Origin of the sequence: uncultured Gimesia sp. (genome assembly GCF_937910335.1) — a bacterium.
GTDB lineage: Bacteria > Planctomycetota > Planctomycetia > Planctomycetales > Planctomycetaceae > Gimesia.
The window spans coordinates 1-19,649 of the sequence record NZ_CALEMX010000552.1 but is presented as its reverse complement, the minus strand read 5'-3'; the positions used below and the strand labels follow the sequence as shown (position 1 = coordinate 19,649).

Here is a 19,649-nt window from a genome sequence, read left to right as displayed (position 1 = left end):
ACGACTCCGATTCTGAGCCGTTCGTGGTTGCAATATGTTGAGCTTGGGTGGATAACTGGAAAATACCAATGACTCACGAACAACTCGATCAAGTTCTGTCGTCCGTCGCTTCCGTCATCACAGTTCTCTCAATTCTTCCCAGCTACCATCTGCACGACGGACTGCCTTCCTGTTTCCGATTTCCAGTGCCGTCCCTTGGCCATGATCAACAAATTCTAACAACTGGGGCGCCAACCAGAATGTTTCGTCAAATCCTTCGATCGAAACATTGATGGCGTAGTCTTCGGCTAATTCTCCGATGACTTCCATTGAAGTCACAGACGGCGTGGTTTCTCCATAAACCTGTCCTAGTTTTCCGGAAATACCGAGTGCATCGGTTTCGGATGAAGCAAGAATTTTTACATTGTCCCCGAAGCTGATATTCATGCCTGACCCGTCACTTTTGGTTCTGATCCATCGATCTGATTTCATTTTCTGAAGATTTTTTAGTACTCCCACATAAATAAGCAATGCCGAAACTCGTGCAGAGAATCAGAATCGAAAGAGGCAATCGATAAAACTTCAACAAATCTGCAATCGAGAACCGTAGTAACTGCCCGCCTGTAAGTTCCATGCCCAAATCTTCGAGGCTTTCCATGTCCTCAACTCCCGCTATTTTGAGGATTTCAGATTCAACGCTCCAGATATAAATGAACATACCTAGAATCAGGATGCCTGCTATGACTGCCGCGATTAGATATTTCATCTCACTTCTCCATTTGATTGAGAGTTGAAGGATTCTGCTCTATATGAATAATCAATTCCCAGTAGCCTACATCAATCCATCGATTCATTTTCCGGCCCACTTCTTTGAAATGGGCCACCTTTTCAAATCCTAATTTCTCATGCAAGGCAACGCTGGCGGGGTTGGGTAGTGCTACACCTCCAATAATGCTGTGGAATGAGAGGCCGCGTAGTCGTTCAATCAAGGCCTGATAGAGTTCCGTTCCCAATCCATTTCCCGTTGCTTGATGGGAAAAGTAAATAGTGACCTCAGCTGAGAATTGATAAGCACAGCGACTTTTCCACATGCTCGCATAAGCGTATCCTTGAATGATTCCCTGCTCTTCATACACCAGCCAAGGAAAAGCGGTAGAAAGGTCCTGAATGCGTGTTTGCATTTCGGCAACCGTCACCGGCGTTTCTTCAAATGTGATCACGGAATTTGTGATATAGTAATTATAGATATCACAAATCGCTTCCGCATCTTCTTCTCTTACATCTCGGATCAGTTGGGGCTCTCCTTAGATAGAATGTGAACCGAAAGCTGATTTCATCTTTACTTTTCTCACTTTGTATTTCTATCTGTTTTTTGATGTTCTGAATACAGTTTTTTGATATGCACTTTCGGGTCGCCGGTGATGAGACGGGATCGCCTTGTTTTCCAGACGTAGTTCCAGCACCAGTCGAGCATGACTTTGAAACGGTTGCGGTAGCCAACCAGAAACATCACGTGGAGTACATTCCAGGAGATCCATCCGAGGATGCCGCCGTAATGGACTTTTCCGACTGCCGCGATGGCGTTGCCGCGACCGATCATGGCCATCGAGCCTTTATCGTAATAACTGAATTGAGGGCGTTCTTGAGGCGCGTTGCCTGCGATTTCTGCTTTGATGATTTCCGCGACGAAACGGCCGGTCTGAATCGCGCCCTGTGCTAAGCCGGGAACAGGTTTTCCTGTTTTGGCATCGGTCGCATGGGCGGCGTCTCCCACCACAAAGACTTCCGGGTGTCCGGGAATAGAAAGATCAGCGCCCACCACGACACGGCTGCCCCGATCGACTTCGGTGTTGAATGTTTTCGCCAGATCCTGCCCCTGTACGCCGGCGGCCCAGAACACATTTTCTGCCTGAATCGTTTTATCTCCAATCACGACTCCTGCTTCTGTTACATCATTCACGTGCACATTCAGTTGGATTTCGACGCCCATCTTTTCCAGTACCTTTTGTGCTCGCGCACTGAGGTCTTCGGGCATTGGCCCCACAAGTCGCGGTCCGCCATCTACTAGAATCACACGTGCCATACCGCTATGGATATTTCGAAACTCGCGGGGGAGTGTTTCGGTAGCAACCTCTTTGATGGCACCCGCCAGTTCTACACCGGTTGGGCCGCCTCCTACGATGACGAACGTTAATATTTTTCGTCGAGCTTCTTCGTCGGCTTCCCATTCTGCTTCCTCAAATGCCAGAAACAGGCGTCTGCGAATTTCCAGGGCATCATCAATTGATTTCAAGCCGGGGGCATGTTTCCGAAACTCGTCGTGTCCGAAATATGATTGTTGCGCGCCGGTGGCGATCACCAGATAGTCGTAGTCGAGTTCACCACCATCAAAGTGGACGAGTTTTTGATCGAAGTCGACTGCAGTGACTTCGCCCAGCGCAACGTGCACATTTTTTTGTTTCCACAATATTTTCCTAATGGGAGCTGCAATGTTTGCGGGGTCGAGTTCGCCGGTTGCCACCTGATACAAGAGCGGTTGAAAGAGGTGATAATTCCGCTTATCAATCAGATCAATCTCAGCTGGGGTATCTTTGAATGCTTTGGCGACATTGATACCTGCAAAGCCTCCTCCGATGACGACAATTCTGGGCAACTCCGAAGAAGCATGATTCATTGTTTTACAAATCCCTGTTTTTAATGCAATAGCGTTGCTTTACATGAATGTCAATTGGATTGAATTACGACTTTAATCAAAAACGTGGCCGTGTTCGTAGCGTTCATCATTACCGGCTGCAGCAGTTAATGCCGCGACGTTGGATTTCGTGAAAAAGCCTTCATAGCCGTGACAGCGTTCGACATATTCGCTTATCAGAATTGAGTACTCGGAGTGTTTCGAAAAGATCTGTTTCAGATTGGGTTCATCCAGACATTCGCCGACCACGTGTGCCAGGAATGGAATGCCTTTTTGCATAAGCGTGTTAACAACGTAATCCACATTCTTTTCGCCACCCCGGTGATCGCCGTCGAGCACCTCATAAGCCATATGATGCAAACGACGCCCATAGTTGCGGACAAAGTCTTCGGTGGGCATCGGTAATTTGTCAAATGAATTTACAAACGAAGGAGTATTGTTAGCTGTAAAGACTTTCGCAGGCGATTTTTTATCATTATCGACGTAGCCGTTACGGGTGACGTTGGTTGAGGAATTCATCGCGGAAATATTATACGCGCCCCAGAAGTAGTGGTTTGACATCGTCAAAAATTCCAGAATGGCATCTTCACGTTCGCCCGCTAGAATGCGGGTCGCCAGATGATCGAGTCCTAATACCAGCGAATCCAGTTTCTGATCTTTGGCAAACTGAAGCACCTGATTTAACGAATCGACGACTGAGGCTTCGAGTTCGAAAGGTGTACCTAACTGGAGGGCGTCGTAGTTGTCGATATCTTCCTGAGCGTAACCCACTCGGTTGCAGGTAAAGTCAGACGGAAACGTAAACGCAAAATGTGATTCCGTAAAAAACGGATTTTTAGTTTCATGATGGTAATTGAAGCGAATATTATGCGATTCCAGTATTTTTTGTGTTTCAGCTGTATCTTTGGTGCTGAAAATTTCGCCAATATAACGTGCATTCGGTTTATTGCTGGAGAGTGGATAGAGGCGATTGAACATCGTAATTTCATCAGCGTAGTCCTTTGCCAGCGGCTCCAGGACGATCAATCGGGGAAACTCGGGTTGTGAAGTCATGACATACACATTGTGTGTTGTGTTTTTAAACGCCGCGGAGAAACGGTAAGGGCCCATCAGATACAACTCGTGTAGATAGGGCAGGGCGTCTCCCTGTTCGACCTGAATTACAACCGCTCGCATTTTTTCGAGTAAGTCTTCCAGTCCACTACTCTGGCGGCGTTCATAAATTTTCATGCGATATTCATCAAAGAACGCGGAATTTTTTTTGTCGCCACCTGGTTGGTATGTTAACGGATTAATACTCACTGGAGACTTCCTTCTGCTTACGAATAGATTGAACATTCTTTGCAAGATTTGAATCGTGCAACGTGAACGGCAGGCAATGGTAGCTCATTTTGATTCAAGGCAGATTCACAGCCTAAATGATATGTTACCGTGCGCTCCTGATTTTGTAACGTTCCTCAGCCTTACTTTTTGTTTGTCGATTTGAATTATTCAATCGTTGAAATAGACCGTTGATAAGCTGTGACAACGGTCGTTTCTTCGGATATGCTGAGATAACATTTATATTAAATCGATACAAACACTCTCGGAGAGATTACCAGTTATGCAGCGATCTTCTTCTCTGACTACGATTCCATGCCGCCGGGTGCTGATCTTGGTAGTATTCTGCATTGCCGTTTTAGTGAGTTGTGTGACGAGGACAACTCATATCTGGGCTAATGCAACACCGACGCCGAACATCGTGATGATCATTTCAGATGATCAGACCTACCGTGATTTTGGATTCATGGGTCATCGAATAATCCAAACGCCTCATATAGACCGTCTGGCACAACAATCGGCGCGTTATGTGAATGGCTATTTACCAACAAGCGTCTGTAGCCCATCGCTCGCCACACTCTTAACGGGCCTGTATCCTCACCAGAGTGGCATTCACTATAATCATCCGCCACCGGGAAACGGCGGTTTTAATAAAATGAAGTCTCGCCAAGAGTATGAAGCGACTCGCAGTAAAGCCTTTGGTCTCATTCAGGCCGTCGATACATTGCCGCGTCTGCTGTCCGCTGAGGGTTACCGTTGTCTGCAAACGGGCAAATTCTGGGAAGGCCATTATCGCAATGCCGGCTTCACCGCGGGTATGACAATTTTCGAACCGGTTCCCGGGCAGACATTTGGTGGAAATCGTAAACTGGCAAGTGGCATACTGGCCGCGCATGGTAATGGAGACTGGGGATTAAAAATCGGTCGTGAAACGATGCAACCCATTTACGATTTCATACGTAACTCTGAAAAGGAACAGGCGCCCTGGCTGGTCTGGTATGCACCTTACCTGCCGCATAAGCCCCATGATTCTCCAAAAAATTATTTTGATTTGTATCGCAACAATAAAAGCGTTTCCAAAAATCAAATCGCTTATTATGCAAGCTGCTCTCAATTTGATCAGACGGTCGGCGATCTGATACAGTTTGTAGAAAAGGAATCTGACGCGAAAAATACGTTGTTTCTGTTTGTAATTGATAATGGCTGGACGCCCGGATTAAGGCCGATGAAATACAGGGAGAATTATCATCATACGAAAAGCAGTAAACGTTCTCCCTTTGAAGATGGATTGCGTTCGCCTGTTTTGATTCGCTGGGATGGCGTTGTGAAACCAGCCACGCATCGTTCACTCATCAGTAGTATCGATATTGTACCCACGCTGTTACATGCAGCCGGGCAGGGTGATCAAACGAAAAAATTGTCGGGGTTCAATCTGCTGCCCTCGGCAAAGGGCGAGTCGGCGCTCCCTGTAGACCGCGCCGTGTATGGGGCTATCTATCCGGGCGATGCATCCTCTCTGGGGCATCCGGAACGGGATGTCGCTCATCGCTGGATTCGTAAAGGGAATTTGAAACTGATTACCGCGCATAATCAAAATGCGCAGGGAAAAACGTGGAACGATTATCTTCGAGAAGATGCCTTATATAATCTGGCAGACGATCCTGGAGAGACGAATAATTTGATCAGACACAACAGCTCTGCCGCATCGGTTACAGAACTGAGAACATTACTGGATGCGTGGTGGAAGCCGGAGAAGGGCGATTAACTCCTGGTGTCAGTCAGCAACAGAATTCGTTATAAAATTCCATATTTGGCAAAGGCTTCTGTAGCGGACATGCCGTTTTTGATGCTGTCGCGAAACGTATTTTCTTCATGCACTTTTTTCCAGGCCAATGAAATCACTTTGGATTCCACTGCTTGAGGTACGACAGCGATGCCATCGACGTCCGCGAAAACCAGATCGCCGGGACAGAATCGCACGCCACCAATTTCCACTGGTACATCGATGTCAATCACCCGCTGACGGTCTTTGCTGTCATACGGAGAGGTTCCCACCGCCCAAACGGGGAATTGCATTTCTCGCATCTGTCTGACATCGCGAATCGCACCATCAATGATCGCGCCGGTACACCCCTGATGCTTGACGGCGGTCGAAAGTAATTCTCCCCAGATTCCGGATCGCATTGAGCCGCTGGCAGCGGCGATTAAAACTTCATCCGGGTTCACCGAATCAACGGCTTTCAATTCCAGTTCATAGGGATGAGAATCTTCGTGATACATGTCTGCCCAGAGGCTGGTCTTGCAACGTCCTACCACCACCGCTTCGACAGTCATAGGTAATAACTCTTTGCGCGGCGATTGATTGGTCAAGCCGATGGAATCCAATGCATCACAGATAATCGCGGAATGCAGGGATTGTCGCATCATGTCCAGTGTGATTGTTTCCGGTTGTGGTTCATTCATGTTTTGCTCATGCCCTGTGTTGAATTTGTTTTGAAATTTGCCGAGCCGTTCGGACCACTGCTTTAATGAACCGTTGTAACGCTTTGGCATCGGCACGCGCTGTGGGTACACTTAGGCTGATAGCGGCGATGATTTCTTGCTCTTCATAAATGGGAGCACCAATACAAGTGACTCCCACATCATTCTGATCCTGTTCGACAGAGTATCCATCCTGCTGCGCGCGGCGATGGATCTTGCGCAACTGCGTCGTATCAATCACCGTTTCCCTGGTTCGCGCGATGAGTCTGGTCCGTTCGATTAAGGCATCCCATTCGTCATCACTTAGTTGCAAAGTGATCGCGCGTCCTAACGAAGTCGAGTAAAACGGATCGTTACTGTTCGGTTCGACAATCCGCCTTAAGGGATGCGTACTTTCCAATACACGCAAATAACGAATGTTGGTGCCACGTAACACACCTAGATTCACCGTCTCACTCGTTTCGTCGTGCAGGGCACGTAGGCAGGGATCGGCGATTTCTATTAATCGCTCGTACAGACCTCCCAACGCCAGACGTCGTAACTTGGGAGTAATCTGATAGATCCCTTTTTCTACGCGATTTACATATCCCAGTTCGACGAGTTCGCTCAGAATGCGATGCACGGTCGGTTTGTGGAAGCCCAGCTCCTGAACGATTTCCAGCAAAGTCAGTGTGTCACTGGAAGTTGCCATAACTTCCAGTACATGAAAGGCTTTGCCTAAAGATGTGGCTTCGCTGGTTGTGGACATCTCGAATATGATCCGCATTAAAAGTAAGCATTCAGAAAGGGTTACCGCTGCTTGCAACCCTTAGTTCGTTTCATTATAGTGAATACACCGTTCCAATATAAGATATGAAGCTGAGTTTTTCACTCATTTTAAACTATGCGTTTTCTCGGGAGTTACTGATGCGCGTTGGAATCATTTCCCTGCAACACGAATCGAACACATTTATTCAATCCGCGACAACGCTGTCAGATTTTGAATATGATGTATTGGCGACTGGAGATCAGATCTATCCAATTTTTAAAGACGCCGCGCATGAAATCGGCGGGTTCTTCGCTGGATTGGCAGAGTCCGATGTCGAGGCCGTTCCGATTTTTGTAGCACGCGCTTTACCCGGTGGAATCATCACAAAGGAGACGGTTGAAACTCTGATACCGATGCTGCTACAGGAATTACAAAAGGCAGGTGAACTGGATGGCCTGCTGGTCGCCCCGCATGGTGCGGGAGTGAGTGAAGGGGAGCGAGACCTGGATGGATACTGGCTGAAGCTGGTACGCCAGCAGGTTGGAACCGAAATGCCCATCGTGTGTACTTTGGATGCACACGCCAATGTATCAGAGACGATGATTGATGCCTGCGATGCCACAATTGTCTATCGATCAAACCCTCACATTGACCAACGTGACCGTGGCATCGAAGCGGCCCGTTTAATGAATCGCATTTTAAAGGGAGAAGTGAAACCAACCCAAGCCGCCTGCTTTGTGCCGCTTGCAATCAATATTGAGCGTCAACATACTCCTTCGGAGCCGTGTGCTTCATTGTATAAACAAGCCGATCAGATGCTGGAAGAGGCAGGAGTGTTAAGTAACAGTATTATCCTTGGTTTTCCTTATGCCGATGTTCAAGAAATGGGATCCGGTTTTATTGTGGTGACCGATCATGACCGGGCGCGTGCCCAAGAACTGGCTGACCAGTTAGGGGAAAGCCTGTTGACTCGACGAGACGAATTCAAAGCCCATCTGACTGAAATTGAAGACGCGTTAGATCAGGCAGAACAACTGACAGGCCCGATCTGTTTTCTGGATATGGGTGACAATATCGGCGGCGGTTCCCCCGCGGATGGTACGACGATTTTGCAAGCGATTCAAAAACGGGAAGGACCAACCAGCTTCGCCTGTCTGTACGACCCGGAATCTGCAAAACAGGCAATTGCAGCGGGGCGGGGCGCAAGACTGCCTGCATTGGCCATGGGTGGAAAAACTGATGATCAACATGGCGATCCGCTGGTGGCCGACGTGAAAGTCATCAGTATTCATGATGGTCACTTCACTGAATCAGAAGTGCGTCATGGCGGAAAAACAGAATTTTTTATGGGTTCGACGGCTGTGGTACAGACTGATTTTGGATTGACGATCATGTTAAATAGTCACCGCACGCCTCCATTTAGTCTGGGGCAGCTCACCTCTTGCGGGATTGAGCCTGGTGACTATCATATTCTCATCGCGAAAGGTGTGCAGGCACCACTGGCCGCTTACAGTCCTGTCTGTCCAAATCTGATTCGCGTGAATACACGGGGAGTCACCTCAGCCGACATGGGACAATTTGAGTATCAGTATCGACGGCGTCCCTTGTTTCCGTTCGAAGCAATTGAATAATTAGCGTGTACTTCATTCAAAAGGATCTCAAATGCAGATCACAAAAATAGAAACTTCGATTGCCGAATCGATCATGCCTGGTCTGCTGCTGGTGCGGATTCATACCAGTGATGGAATTGTAGGTTGTGGCGAAACGTATTATGCTCCGCATGCGGTTGCTGCGTTAATTCATGACTGGATGTCGCATTATCTCATGGGAAAGAATCCGCTGGATATCGAAGCCCATTGGCGGTTTCTCTATGAGCGTTCCACAAACTTTGGTTCCCGTGGTGCGGAGTTACGGGCTATTTCCGCCATAGATCTGGCGTTGTGGGACATCTTTGGGCAAGTCACATCGCAACCGGTCTGGCAGTTGCTGGGAGGTTGCGTGCAGAAATCGATTCGCACGTATAACAGTTGTGGTGGGCCTTCCTATGGTGGGACCAACGATTCTAAAAGCGTTCACACCTGGCCTGGACACGGCGCGGTGGGAAATCAGGGACCGTTAAACGACTATTGGTCCGCCGTCAATGAGCCAGTGGAGTTGGCGCAATCACTGCTTTCGGAAGGTTATCAGGCGTTGAAAGTCTGGACGCTGGATTTTGCGGCTCACAAAACGAACGGGCCACTGCATATTACCCAGGAAGATGTCACGCGGGCTCTGGAACCGTTTCGTAAAATTCGTGAAGCGCTGGGAAGTAACATCGAGCTCATTATTGACGGGCATGGATTTTTTCAGCTGGCTCCTGCATTACGCATTGCCAAACGGCTACGGGAATATGATATTTTGTGGGCCGAAGATTTGTTGCGGGTCGATTGTGTCGATACGTTGAGTGATTTCCGTGAGAAAGCCCAGATCCCGGTGGCCGTCAGTGAAATGTTCAACGGTCCTGATGACTATCGGCTGGCGCTTGAAAAAAGGGCTGCCGACTTTGTAATGATTGATCCGACGTGGGTGGGTGGAATTTCTCAGACCCGAAACATTACGCGGCTGGCTCAGTTTTATAATGTGCCCGTTGTGATGCATGACTGCACGGGCCCTTTGACTTTATTGACCGGAGTGCATGTCGCTGCCAGTTCGAATAATGTTGCCTGGCAGGAAAGTTTACGGGCACATTTGAGAATCTTGTATCCTCAACTGATCGACCAGAGAATCGAAGTAGAACAGGGACGGATCCAAATTCCCCAATCGCCGGGACTGGGTGTCGCCTGGTTACCGGAACTGTTCGAGCCGGGCAAAAACCAATATCGCGTGACTCAAGTTTCATGAACGATCGTCGATCGAAGCCAGAGAAACCTGTTATTTCAGTCCCGTGATATTTCCCCATTGATCGATGTCGATGTCATATGCGGCTGGTTCGGAAGGTAAGCCCGGCATCGTGCGCACTTCTCCACACAAAGCATATAGAAAACCGGCGCCTGCTGAGAGGCGCACATCGCGAACCGGAAATGTAAATCCTTGAGGACGTCCTAACAAGCCGGGATCGTGCGAAAGTGAATACTGTGTCTTCGCGATGCAGACCGGCAGATTTCCAAACCCTAGTTTTTCATATTCCTGCATACGACGGCGTGCCAATGGTTCGTATTCGACACGTTCCGCGCCGTAGATTTTTTTTGCGAGGGTTTCGATTTTGTCTTCAATCGATAACTCCAGTGGATAGAGACATGCAAACTGATTTGGTTGTGCGGCTGCTTGCACGACCGCTTCGGCTAATTTGAGGGCCCCCTGGCTTCCCTGCGCAAACGCATCTGTCACAACGGCGGCAGCAGCGCCCTGTTCCAGAGCAATGCGACGGATTTTTTCCAGTTCACGCTCACTATCACCAGGAAAGGCGTTGATTGCTACCACAGCGGGCAGCGAGAATTGTCGAATGATATCAAGATGTGCTTTCAAGTTTTCCGCTCCGGCATGCAGGGCATCCAGATTTTCTGCCAGGAGCGCAGCGGGTAACGGTTTGCCCGGACGCACATGGAATTGCCCACTTTGAAGCTTCAAAGATCGTGCGGTGCAAACAAGAACTTCGGCATCCGGTTTGAGACCACTGATGCGACATTTGATATCGAAAAATTTTTCCGCACCACAATCTGAGCCAAAGCCACTTTCTGTTACAACATAATCGGCCAACCGCACGGCGATTAAATCTGCGACGACGGAACTATTACCGTGTGCAATATTTCCAAAAGGTCCGGTGTGCACGAGAAAGGGGGTATGCTCGCAACTTTGTATCAGATTCGGGCGAAATGCATCTACGAGCAGCGCTGCCATTGCACCGGCACAACCCAGCTCTTCCACGGTCACCGGTTGTTTTTCGTAAGTCATACCTGCCACTATTCGACCGAGGCGCTGTCTCAAATCAGTAAGATTCGTGGCGAGTGCAAGAATCGCCATGACTTCGGAAGCAGCCGACAGATCAAATCCGGTCTCACGCAGCGGTGCTTGAGGCACATGATCGAGGCCCGTTACGATGTGCCCTAATCCCCGGTCACATAAATCGATGCAACGCCGCCAGGTGATTGTCGCTGGATTGATTTCTGGAGATTTTCTTCGCTTCAAATGGTTATCAATGATGCTGGCCAGCAGATTGTTGGCTGCAGTGACGGCATGCATGTCGCCGTTAAAATGCAGATTGATGTCTGCTTGAGGTTCCAAAGTACATTTTCCGCCGCCTGCACCACCTCCTTTGATTCCAAACACGGGCGCTAATGATGGTTCGCGCAGCGTTCCCATCGCGGAGTGCCCCAGTTGAGATAAAGCCATTGCCAGCCCAATCGCCACGACAGTTTTGCCTTCCCCCATGGGGGTGGGGTTCACCGCGGTGACGCCAATATATTTGGCAAGAGGCCGATTACTGAGCTTCTGTTCGAGACCATGCACGAGCTTTGCTTTAGCGCGTCCATAAGGCTCATAATCATCGCGGCTTAAGCCCAGCTTTTCCGCGATCAAATCGATGTCCTGCGGTTGATCTTCGGAGATTGATTGATTTTGGGGGCTCATGCCATGTTTCCTGAAAGGGCTTCCTGGAAGTTGTTTTCTGTTTGATTCGGATCATTGTAATATAGCACCCTTTACAAAAAAATCATCTTTTCCGGCGATTAACTTTTGAAATCTTTCTGGCTGTCATTGTGAATTTGAAAACAAACGTCAAGAATTGACAACTGAAACGACTTTCATACGAACGACAGGAGTAAGTTCTCGCTCCTGCCTGAGTTGGTATTGCGAAATGACAAAGAGGAATCGAAACCACCATGCAACTGACTTCTGTTGTAACTCCCTTTACCGATGACAACCTGCAGTTACTTTCACAAATTGGTGTAACTCACGTTACGATCCGCTATCCGGGGAAGGGGCTAGATTGTCTGATGGCAATCAAAAACCAAGTCGAGAAGTTCGGCCTGTTTATTGCTGCCATTGAAGGTTATCTGCCCATCGAGAATATCAAGCTGGGAAATGCACAGTTAGATGCAGAGATTTCAGAGATGAAAGAACTGTTGCAGAACATGCAGACGGCTGGTATTCCGTTTGTCTGTTATAATTTTATGGCAGGGACCGACTGGGTGCGCACCAAATTGGATGAACGGGAGCGGGGCGGCGCTCTGGTGACCGGCTTTGATGTGGATCAGGCAGAACAGGCGGTTTCGCTGTCTGAGACAACACAGCAGAAGAATGACGGACCGATTTCAGCCACGGAACTCTGGTCCCATCTGGAACGATTTCTCAAAGAACTGGTTCCCGTCGCTGAAGAGTGCGGCGTGACCCTGGCCATGCATCCGGATGATCCGCCATTGGATCGCTTTATGGGAAAAGCGCGGATTATGAATTCGGTAGAGGGATTTGAAAGACTGATGCAACTTGTTCCCAGCCCCGCGAATGCGATCTGTTTTTGTCAGGGTACGTTTGCTGAAATGGGCGTTGATCTTCCGTCCACGATTCAGCGATTAGGGCCGTACATCAAATATGTGCATTTCCGTGATATCAAAGGGACGCGCGAACACTTTGTCGAAACCTTTCACGATAATGGTCCGACGGACATGTACGCCGCGATTAAAGCCTATCAACAGATAGGTTTTACCGGCCCGATTCGCCCCGATCATGTGCCCCAGCTCGTAGGAGAAGAGGCAGGGGAACCCGGTTATACGATGCAGGGCCGTTTACACGCTTTTGGATACCTGCAGGGGCTGATCGAAGCCGCCCGACGGGAACAAAACACTTGATTCACCGCTTTACCCCTGATTTCAGCCCGATTTACATCACAGTTCGTTGATTTGAATGTGTTCAAAAAAATTTGAGCTGGCTGGTAGCTGTGAGCGGAATTCCCGGTATAATCGATATAAGCAGAACAACTTACCCAGTTGTATTAGATTGAAACCGAGAACTCGCAGGGACGTGAGAGGTGGCCTCAGTATTATCTGATGGTCAAGCCGGAGGCACTAAGTAGCGAGGGTGTGTTGCACTGATCTGCGTTCAACCTCAGACACAATTTTTCTCTGATCAGGAGTGAGTCCCATGCGTATCCGAATGTTGTTAGCTGCGGCTGCTGTCGTTGCCTGTTTCACAATGATGTCACAAGTTTCCGAAGCGGGTGGCCGAGTTGTTACCTATTATGGTTCTCCCTTTGCCTATGTGGGCCCTGCACCCGTTTATGCAATGCCTGCTCCCGTAACAACCGCCTATTACCAACCCGCTATTACAAGTTACTATGCACCGGCTGTCGTTCCCGTGCCTGGTGTTGTACCGGTTTATTATCAACCTGCACCGGTTGTTGTGCAGCCTGTGACGACCTACTATGCTCCACCGGTAGCCACCTATTACGCTCCGCGCAGAGTGGTTTACAAAACACGCAGACCGGGATTGTTTCACCCTTATTACAGGTCGGTCGTCAGATATAAATAACGAATTCGTTGAATAAAAAGAGCCCGCCGATTTTGTATCAGCGGGCTCTTTTTTTAAATCGACTTCACTATTCACGACACAAGCCCACCAAAGGGCATTCGTAAGTTGTCCAAGACTTCAATTCCCCGCGGCATGAATCCTAAACGCTTTAGCTTTCCCTTGGCTTCTATGGCTTTCAGGTGATTGCTGACGCCGTTGGTTGAACTCATGCCAAACGCATTGCCGATTTCGCGTACTGTTGGCGCCTCGCCCGTTTTGGCTTTGTAGACGCGGATGAAGCTGAGGATCTGTTTTTGTCGTTCGGTTAGTTTCTTCATGAGAGAACCTTTGGCAATACTCTAAAATTCGCCTGTTGCTGGAAACCTATGCGGGAGCTATATCCCGCTTCACTGGTATACTACGACAACTCAAAGCAAAAATCCATAAAACTGCAAAAAGGCTGCCAACGTAGCGTATGTCCGTTGACAGCCTTTTGACTGGTTGAGCCCGCGCTGATTCAGAATCATCGGCCTCTTTTTAATCATTCACACGAACTGCTGACTGAGAACAGTTTGTTGTTTATTAGCACTTAGAGCGTCCAACCTTTGCGGTATTCGCGTTTGATGTATTGGGCGGCTTCGGGGACGTTGGTAACTTTAAGGTTTTCCGCATCCCATTCGAGTTTCTTTTGTCCTACGCGATACGAGACGTTACCTAACAATATGGTTTCCGTCAAAGGACCGGCGTAAGCAAAGTTACTGCCTGTGGGAGTTCCATTTCGGATGGCGTCCAGCCATTCAATATGATGCGTCTTGGGACGAGTCAGGAATGGTTTGACGGGCTTGGCTTCTTTGCCGGCTTCCATGAAAATTTTATTGGAGCCGTAATCTGCCAGGATACGACCATCGTCGCCTTCAAACAGAACGGCATTCCCTTTCTCATAAACTTCTGCGCCTTTGGGTTTCCAACCACCATGATACCAGGTCATATGCACGGGTGGCAGATCTCCCCGGGCATCGAATTCGTAATCGACGCGCATCTTACCGGGGCACTCATTCTCGCCTTTATGCGCCTTTTCGCCGACCGCTACGACTGTTTTAGGATACTTCAACTTCAATGCCCAGAAGGGGAGATCCATGTAGTGACATCCAAAGTCACCCAGCTGGCCGTTACCAAAATCCCACCAGTAGCGCCAGTTGAAATGGAAGTGTGTTTCATTATACGGACGGAAGGGGGCGGGTCCGATCCACTGATCATAGTTGACGTGTGCGGGTGGATGATTTTCCTTTGACCGTTTTCCTTCAAGCCGAACGCCGCCACCTAACCAGACATGGGCGCGTCTTACATTACCAATCACGCCGGACTGAACCATTTCCACAACCTTACGATAGTTGTCGCTGGCGTGAATCTGATTCCCCATTTGTGTGGCAACTCCGGCTTTTTTTGCCAGATCGGTAAGCACGCGGGCTTCGTAGACTGAGTGAGTCAGTGGTTTTTCACAGTAGACGGGTAACCCTTTTCGCAGGGCGGCTGCTACAGCCGGGGCGTGCATGTGATCGGGTGTGCTGACGAGAACTGCGTCGAGATCGTTTCGATCAAAAACCTTGCGATAGTCATCGTAGGTATCTGCTTTGGGGAACTCTTTGGAGGCTTTGGCTAAACGCTGCGAATCGATATCACACAGAGCGACAAAGTTTTCTGATTTCGTTCCGCTGATGTTGGAATACGCACGCGCTGCCACGCCGATTGTTGCCAGATTCAGTTTTTCATTCGGGCCTTTCTTTTTCACTGCACCTGCTACGGTTGAGAGGGGCAGGGAGGTGGCCAATGCGGGAACGGCGGTTCCTGCAATCAACGCTTTTTTCAGAAACTCGCGGCGGTCAACAGAATTTGACATGAAACTTCTCCTTGTGGGGAAAACCGGGGTGTTTGTGATTCAATCATGGAAGAATTGGAGGGACAGCGCGTCGGAATTCGTTAAACACTTCCTGCGATTGCTGCCCGATCATGGTGGGAATGAACTCTAAACTATTCACTTTTTTAATATATCGCATCAGAAAACGGAAATCGAGCCCATTGTGACAAAACGCAGTAATTTTGGCTTTCTGACGGGAAGCGGGTATCTTGCTTGAAAGCGTGAGGGAGATTGAGGGGAAACCGTGAGATTACTTGGGGGTTTCGGAAGTCATATCTTCGGCGATACTGACTGCTTTTTCCACACCGGAAATCAATTGATCGAGACGGAATGGTTTATAGAGCACACATTTCAGCCCCAACTGACGCGCTTTCACAATGGAGTGGGTTGGATCATAGCCAAAGCCGGTCATTAGAATCACGGGCAAGTGTTCATGAATTTCCCGGATCTGGGCAAAGCATTCATAGCCATTCATATCGGGCAAACGAATGTCGGCGATCACGACATCGTAATGAAAGCTGCGGACCATTAAAAATGCTTCCTGGCCATCGTGGGCTGTTTCCACTTCACAGCCGAGTCGTCCGAGTAACTCGTGAGCGGCCCGCCTGACCGAGGCATCGCTGTCAACGCACAGAATCCGTTTGTTGAGCAACTTGGGATTCACCTGTCTCATCGTGGGCACTTTATGATGATGGGGCGCTTGAGGTGCAATTTCTTCTCCCACCTGTTGAATCAGTTGCTTAATGTGGCGAGTGTCTTTAAGGATACGCTGCAATCGCTCGCATACACTAGGTTCGTGACCAATATAACGCTCTAGAATCCAGGCGGTATCATTGATGATCTCGTCAACGGGATCGACGACTCCTCGCATAATTAATTCGGTACTCGCAGAGGCAGTGGTTAATTTTTCGACCACCAGTAACTCAAGCGTATTTAAGGCAATCGCAACTTCCCGACTGAACAGCTCCAGAAAATGTAAGTCATTTTCATCAAAGGCGCCTGCATGTGGGCTTTCGACATTAAACGTGCCTAAAACTTCATCGTGCAGATGCAAGGGAACCGTTAATGAGCTGCGGGCATTGGGGGCGCCTGTCATATAAAGCGGATCATGCGTTGTATCTTCGCAGAGGTAACTTTTTCCTGTGGCGGCAACAAAACCGGTGACGCCGTTTCCTTCGGGTTCCGCAAACAGTTTACGATCAGCGGCTATCTGTTCCATGCCAACAGCCAGAAGTACATCCAGACGATTCGTTGTTTTTTCCAGGATCCGAATTTCAACGGTTTCAAATTCCAGGAGGTCCTGCGTATAGTGCAGAATTTTGGCCTTTAATAATTCGATGCGGTCTTCGACTGTCATGTCAAAAATTTCTTCAGGGGAGAGATCCCCCAGCTCGAGACCGGCCTGATAGATGGCGTTCAGTTTTTGGCGCTGTAGAACTTCTCCCGAGATATCTCTCACGCTGGCTACCAGATGAACGGGTTCCTGATCGCTGTCTGTTTCCATCAGTACCGGCATGACTTCCACGTGATAGTAGTTCTTATCACCCACACGTAATCCACTCCTGGCAATTTTTCGTGTGGAAAACGCGGTGTGAAACGGGCTAAAGTCTGGCCCTAAAATTTCGGGAGCACCAAAAGCATCATAAAATGAGCATCCAATTAAGGATTCCGATGCACCACATAATTCACCCAGTTGGTGATTTGACCAGAGAATACGCAGGTCAGCATCTAGAACGACGATGGCATGCGGTAAATATTCAAGCAGCGTGCCCGACTGAATTAAGGCCAGAGGTAAAGTTTTGGAAGTTGCAGGGACCACAAACGCGGATACATTCCCCTGATCAAATTCGGCGATGCCTTCCGCCAGATTTTCCGGGGTCACCACCAGATAGTTTTTTTCTGAGAATTGTTCTTTCAACTCAGAGGTCTGGTCGTCAGGTAGCCCACAGAAGAGGATTTTTTGCGGATTGGTCACTACGAAATCAGCCTTTGTCTACTAAGAGATTTTATGCTTGACTTAAAATAGATCATAAAAGAAATACCTGTTGTTTGGGGAAACTTGCCAAAAGCCCCAAACCGGAAACAATAAGTATCAGTATTTATTACGTATTTTTAGTTGCAATTGATAAAATAGTCAGTTGGTTCTGATGGTTTTTCCAAAAAACAATCACGATTGGAAAACTATCTTTACTATCGTACCTATGAAATCGGCTTTCTGTCAGCCAAAATTAAGATCCAAGGTGAGGATTCTCCAATTTTTTCAAACTTCTGATCCATTTTGAATTCTTTTCCTCAAGTTTAGCCCCATCGAAAGCCTGACGGACTACAAGACTGTACGATTCCCATTCCTCTCTAGAAGAACAAAGTATTATGTCCACTCCCTGGGTTGCGATACAAAGAAACCCGACTTCCGGTACCGGAAATCGTGCCTCTTTGCTCAAGGAATTGATCCATCACTTGAAGCAGAAAGGGATTCGCCCGCGTCTTTTTTCCAATCGGGAGCGAATGCAGGAGCGGGTGCTGCAGAAATCTGCCGAAGATCCGCCATTGTGTATCGTGGCAGCAGGTGGAGACGGAACGGTTCAGGAAATGATCAATCGCTATCCCGATCAAAGAATCGCCATTCTCCCTTTGGGAACCGAGAATTTGCTCGCCCGTTATCTGAGCATTCCGAAATCAGGCCAATTCGTGGCAGAAATGATTAGCCAGGGTGTCACACGAGAAATAGATCTCTGTCAGATGGATGAGCGCAAATTTATATTAATGGCAAGTATCGGCTTTGATGCAGCGGTTGTTTTAGATCTCTCGCTCATTCGCAAAGGGAATATTTCCCGTTTGAGTTATCTGAATCCAATATGGAAAACGCTCTGCTCCTATTCGTTTGAACCACTCCATATCACGGCCGTGGAGCCGGGACAGGTGCGGGAACTAACAGGCTATCATGCGATTGTGGTGAACATCTCTGCCTATGGATTAAATCTGAATTTTGCTCCTGAGGCTCAAGACAGTGATGGTCTGCTCGATCTGATTCTCTTCGAGAAAAAAGGGCTCTGGAACATGCTCAAATACGTATTTCGGATCATGCGGGGGACCCATCTCGGTTCAGAGGGGGTGCAAATCCTGCAGGCGAAAGAGATTCGAATTCAATCTGCTCATCCGGTTCCTGTTCAGACTGACGGTGATGCTACTGGTATGACTCCGGCAACAATCAGGATCATTCCAGCAGCAGGCCGATTCATCGTCCCTTGCTCAACGCGTTCGAATGATCAATAATTCATCTTCTCAGACGATTATTTCACAGACGATTATTTCTTAATGCAGCAGGAAAGGATTCAGCCGTGCCTCAAAACCCCGTCACGATTGGAAACATTCAGTGTGGTACCCATCTCCCGTTGATCTTTATCGCAGGCCCTTGTGTCATCGAAAGTGAAGAACTGGTCCTGACGACAGCAAAACAGCTGGCGGAAATCGCGGCAAAGGAAAACCTGCCTCTGGTTTTTAAATGCAGCTTTGATAAAGCCAACCGAACCAGCGTTGACAGCTTTCGCGGACCAGGTCTGGAAAAAGGGCTGGCAATTCTGGCGAAAGTAAAAGAGGAAACGGGACTGGAGGTGTCGACGGACATCCACGAGCCTCATCAGGCAGCGCCGGCAGCTGAAGTTTGCCGTATTCTACAGATCCCTGCATTTCTCGCTCGTCAAACAGATCTGCTTGAAGAAGCGTCCAAAGCCGCCTTGAAACATCAGGGAGTCGTGAATATTAAAAAGCCGCAATTCGTCGCTCCGGAAGATTGCATACATGCGGTCAAGAAATGTGAAGCCTTTGGCCTGGACCAATTGATGCTTACTGAACGTGGCACGACTTTTGGATACGGTCGACTGGTCAATGACATGCGCTGCATTCCCATCATGCAAGGTATGGGAACCCCCGTGATTTTTGATGCTACTCACAGCGTACAGACCCCGGGCGGAAAATCCACCGGTGGACAGCGAGATATGATTCCTTATCTCGCAAGAGCAGCGGTCGCCTGTGGT

General features: G+C 48.6%; 18 protein-coding genes. 7 read left to right on the top strand and 11 right to left on the bottom strand.

Annotation, left to right across the window (positions count from 1 at the left end; translation table 11 throughout):
* Positions 1 to 117: 117 nt before the first annotated feature.
* The 5 genes from Q0668_RS22860 to Q0668_RS22840 all read right to left on the bottom strand — a co-directional run bounded on the left by Q0668_RS22860 (position 118) and on the right by Q0668_RS22840 (position 4,009).
* Positions 118 to 426 carry a hypothetical protein gene (locus Q0668_RS22860; RefSeq protein WP_298868849.1) on the bottom strand — a complete coding sequence of 103 codons (309 nt, stop codon included), beginning with the start codon at positions 424 to 426 and terminating at the stop codon, positions 118 to 120.
* A 10-nt stretch (positions 427 to 436) separates the two neighbouring features.
* Positions 437 to 745 (bottom strand): hypothetical protein, encoded by a 309-nt coding sequence (locus tag Q0668_RS22855; RefSeq protein ID WP_298868848.1) that lies wholly within the window; start codon positions 743 to 745, stop codon positions 437 to 439.
* Position 746: 1 nt separating this feature from the next.
* The gene (locus Q0668_RS22850) at positions 747 to 1,271 is read right to left on the bottom strand and encodes an arsinothricin resistance N-acetyltransferase ArsN1 family B (RefSeq protein WP_366918982.1); all 525 of its coding nucleotides are present in this window, start codon (positions 1,269 to 1,271) and stop codon (positions 747 to 749) included.
* A 56-nt stretch (positions 1,272 to 1,327) separates the two neighbouring features.
* Positions 1,328 to 2,653, bottom strand: coding sequence for an NAD(P)/FAD-dependent oxidoreductase (locus Q0668_RS22845; RefSeq protein ID WP_298868847.1), 1,326 nt, complete (start codon positions 2,651 to 2,653; stop codon positions 1,328 to 1,330).
* A gap of 72 nt (positions 2,654 to 2,725) precedes the next feature.
* Positions 2,726 to 4,009, bottom strand: a complete 1,284-nt coding sequence (locus tag Q0668_RS22840) for a hypothetical protein (protein ID WP_366918981.1) — start codon at positions 4,007 to 4,009, stop codon at positions 2,726 to 2,728.
* Between the two features lie 265 nt (positions 4,010 to 4,274).
* Between Q0668_RS22840 and Q0668_RS22835 the strand changes: the two genes are divergently transcribed.
* Positions 4,275 to 5,756 carry a sulfatase-like hydrolase/transferase gene (locus tag Q0668_RS22835; protein ID WP_298868845.1) on the top strand — a complete coding sequence of 494 codons (1,482 nt, stop codon included), beginning with the start codon at positions 4,275 to 4,277 and terminating at the stop codon, positions 5,754 to 5,756.
* Between the two features lie 29 nt (positions 5,757 to 5,785).
* Here Q0668_RS22835 and Q0668_RS22830 read toward each other — a convergent pair whose 3' ends face one another.
* Both Q0668_RS22830 and Q0668_RS22825 read right to left on the bottom strand, forming a co-directional pair.
* Entirely contained in the window at positions 5,786 to 6,454 is a 669-nt protein-coding gene (locus Q0668_RS22830) for an RraA family protein (protein WP_298868844.1), read from the bottom strand.
* Between the two features lie 7 nt (positions 6,455 to 6,461).
* Positions 6,462 to 7,220, bottom strand: coding sequence for an IclR family transcriptional regulator (locus Q0668_RS22825; protein WP_298868843.1), 759 nt, complete (start codon positions 7,218 to 7,220; stop codon positions 6,462 to 6,464).
* A 158-nt stretch (positions 7,221 to 7,378) separates the two neighbouring features.
* Here Q0668_RS22825 and Q0668_RS22820 point away from each other — a divergent pair, with 158 nt between their 5' ends.
* Complete coding sequence (locus Q0668_RS22820; RefSeq protein WP_298868842.1) at positions 7,379 to 8,851, top strand: M81 family metallopeptidase; 1,473 nt, start codon at positions 7,379 to 7,381, stop codon at positions 8,849 to 8,851.
* Between the two features lie 31 nt (positions 8,852 to 8,882).
* Positions 8,883 to 10,100: a mandelate racemase/muconate lactonizing enzyme family protein gene (locus Q0668_RS22815; RefSeq protein ID WP_298868841.1), complete on the top strand. Its 1,218-nt coding sequence runs from the start codon at positions 8,883 to 8,885 to the stop codon at positions 10,098 to 10,100.
* A 30-nt stretch (positions 10,101 to 10,130) separates the two neighbouring features.
* Here the strand turns inward: Q0668_RS22815 and Q0668_RS22810 are convergent, their stop codons facing one another.
* On the bottom strand, positions 10,131 to 11,825 hold the full coding sequence (locus tag Q0668_RS22810) for a formate--tetrahydrofolate ligase (RefSeq protein WP_298868840.1): 1,695 nt from the start codon (positions 11,823 to 11,825) through the stop codon (positions 10,131 to 10,133).
* Positions 11,826 to 12,076: 251 nt separating this feature from the next.
* Between Q0668_RS22810 and Q0668_RS22805 the strand changes: the two genes are divergently transcribed.
* On the top strand, positions 12,077 to 13,042 hold the full coding sequence (locus tag Q0668_RS22805; protein WP_298868839.1) for a mannonate dehydratase: 966 nt from the start codon (positions 12,077 to 12,079) through the stop codon (positions 13,040 to 13,042).
* A gap of 292 nt (positions 13,043 to 13,334) precedes the next feature.
* Positions 13,335 to 13,721 carry a hypothetical protein gene (locus Q0668_RS22800; protein WP_298868838.1) on the top strand — a complete coding sequence of 129 codons (387 nt, stop codon included), beginning with the start codon at positions 13,335 to 13,337 and terminating at the stop codon, positions 13,719 to 13,721.
* Positions 13,722 to 13,792: 71 nt separating this feature from the next.
* Here Q0668_RS22800 and Q0668_RS22795 read toward each other — a convergent pair whose 3' ends face one another.
* The 3 genes from Q0668_RS22795 to Q0668_RS22785 all read right to left on the bottom strand — a co-directional run bounded on the left by Q0668_RS22795 (position 13,793) and on the right by Q0668_RS22785 (position 17,590).
* The gene (locus tag Q0668_RS22795; RefSeq protein ID WP_298868837.1) at positions 13,793 to 14,038 is read right to left on the bottom strand and encodes a LexA family transcriptional regulator; all 246 of its coding nucleotides are present in this window, start codon (positions 14,036 to 14,038) and stop codon (positions 13,793 to 13,795) included.
* A gap of 251 nt (positions 14,039 to 14,289) precedes the next feature.
* Positions 14,290 to 15,597, bottom strand: a complete 1,308-nt coding sequence (locus tag Q0668_RS22790) for a Gfo/Idh/MocA family oxidoreductase (protein ID WP_298868835.1) — start codon at positions 15,595 to 15,597, stop codon at positions 14,290 to 14,292.
* Between the two features lie 268 nt (positions 15,598 to 15,865).
* Complete coding sequence (locus Q0668_RS22785; protein ID WP_298868834.1) at positions 15,866 to 17,590, bottom strand: response regulator; 1,725 nt, start codon at positions 17,588 to 17,590, stop codon at positions 15,866 to 15,868.
* Between the two features lie 395 nt (positions 17,591 to 17,985).
* On the opposite strand from Q0668_RS22785, the gene Q0668_RS22780 reads away from it, so the two are divergent.
* Positions 17,986 to 18,888 carry a diacylglycerol kinase family protein gene (locus Q0668_RS22780; RefSeq protein WP_298868833.1) on the top strand — a complete coding sequence of 301 codons (903 nt, stop codon included), beginning with the start codon at positions 17,986 to 17,988 and terminating at the stop codon, positions 18,886 to 18,888.
* Positions 18,889 to 18,953: 65 nt separating this feature from the next.
* Positions 18,954 to 19,649, top strand: a 696-nt coding sequence (gene kdsA, locus Q0668_RS22775; RefSeq protein ID WP_298868832.1) for a 3-deoxy-8-phosphooctulonate synthase, incomplete at its 3' end; no start/stop codon positions are given.

Excerpts from the sequence above, each read along its gene's own strand:
- Q0668_RS22800 (WP_298868838.1), top strand. The coding sequence starts at position 13,335 with ATGCGTATCCGAATGTTGTTAGCTGCGGCTGCTGTCGTTGCCTGTTTC.
- Q0668_RS22810 (WP_298868840.1), bottom strand. The coding sequence starts at position 11,825 with ATGAGCCCCCAAAATCAATCAATCTCCGAAGATCAACCGCAGGACATC.
- Q0668_RS22835 (WP_298868845.1), top strand. The coding sequence starts at position 4,275 with ATGCAGCGATCTTCTTCTCTGACTACGATTCCATGCCGCCGGGTGCTG.
- Q0668_RS22780 (WP_298868833.1), top strand. The coding sequence starts at position 17,986 with ATGTCCACTCCCTGGGTTGCGATACAAAGAAACCCGACTTCCGGTACC.
- Q0668_RS22855 (WP_298868848.1), bottom strand. The coding sequence starts at position 745 with ATGAAATATCTAATCGCGGCAGTCATAGCAGGCATCCTGATTCTAGGT.
- Q0668_RS22815 (WP_298868841.1), top strand. The coding sequence starts at position 8,883 with ATGCAGATCACAAAAATAGAAACTTCGATTGCCGAATCGATCATGCCT.
- Q0668_RS22795 (WP_298868837.1), bottom strand. The coding sequence starts at position 14,038 with ATGAAGAAACTAACCGAACGACAAAAACAGATCCTCAGCTTCATCCGC.
- Q0668_RS22860 (WP_298868849.1), bottom strand. The coding sequence starts at position 426 with ATGAATATCAGCTTCGGGGACAATGTAAAAATTCTTGCTTCATCCGAA.
- Q0668_RS22830 (WP_298868844.1), bottom strand. The coding sequence starts at position 6,454 with ATGAATGAACCACAACCGGAAACAATCACACTGGACATGATGCGACAA.
- Q0668_RS22825 (WP_298868843.1), bottom strand. The coding sequence starts at position 7,220 with ATGTCCACAACCAGCGAAGCCACATCTTTAGGCAAAGCCTTTCATGTA.
- Q0668_RS22845 (WP_298868847.1), bottom strand. The coding sequence starts at position 2,653 with ATGAATCATGCTTCTTCGGAGTTGCCCAGAATTGTCGTCATCGGAGGA.
- Q0668_RS22790 (WP_298868835.1), bottom strand. The coding sequence starts at position 15,597 with ATGTCAAATTCTGTTGACCGCCGCGAGTTTCTGAAAAAAGCGTTGATT.
- Q0668_RS22805 (WP_298868839.1), top strand. The coding sequence starts at position 12,077 with ATGCAACTGACTTCTGTTGTAACTCCCTTTACCGATGACAACCTGCAG.
- Q0668_RS22820 (WP_298868842.1), top strand. The coding sequence starts at position 7,379 with ATGCGCGTTGGAATCATTTCCCTGCAACACGAATCGAACACATTTATT.
- Q0668_RS22840 (WP_366918981.1), bottom strand. The coding sequence starts at position 4,009 with ATGTTCAATCTATTCGTAAGCAGAAGGAAGTCTCCAGTGAGTATTAAT.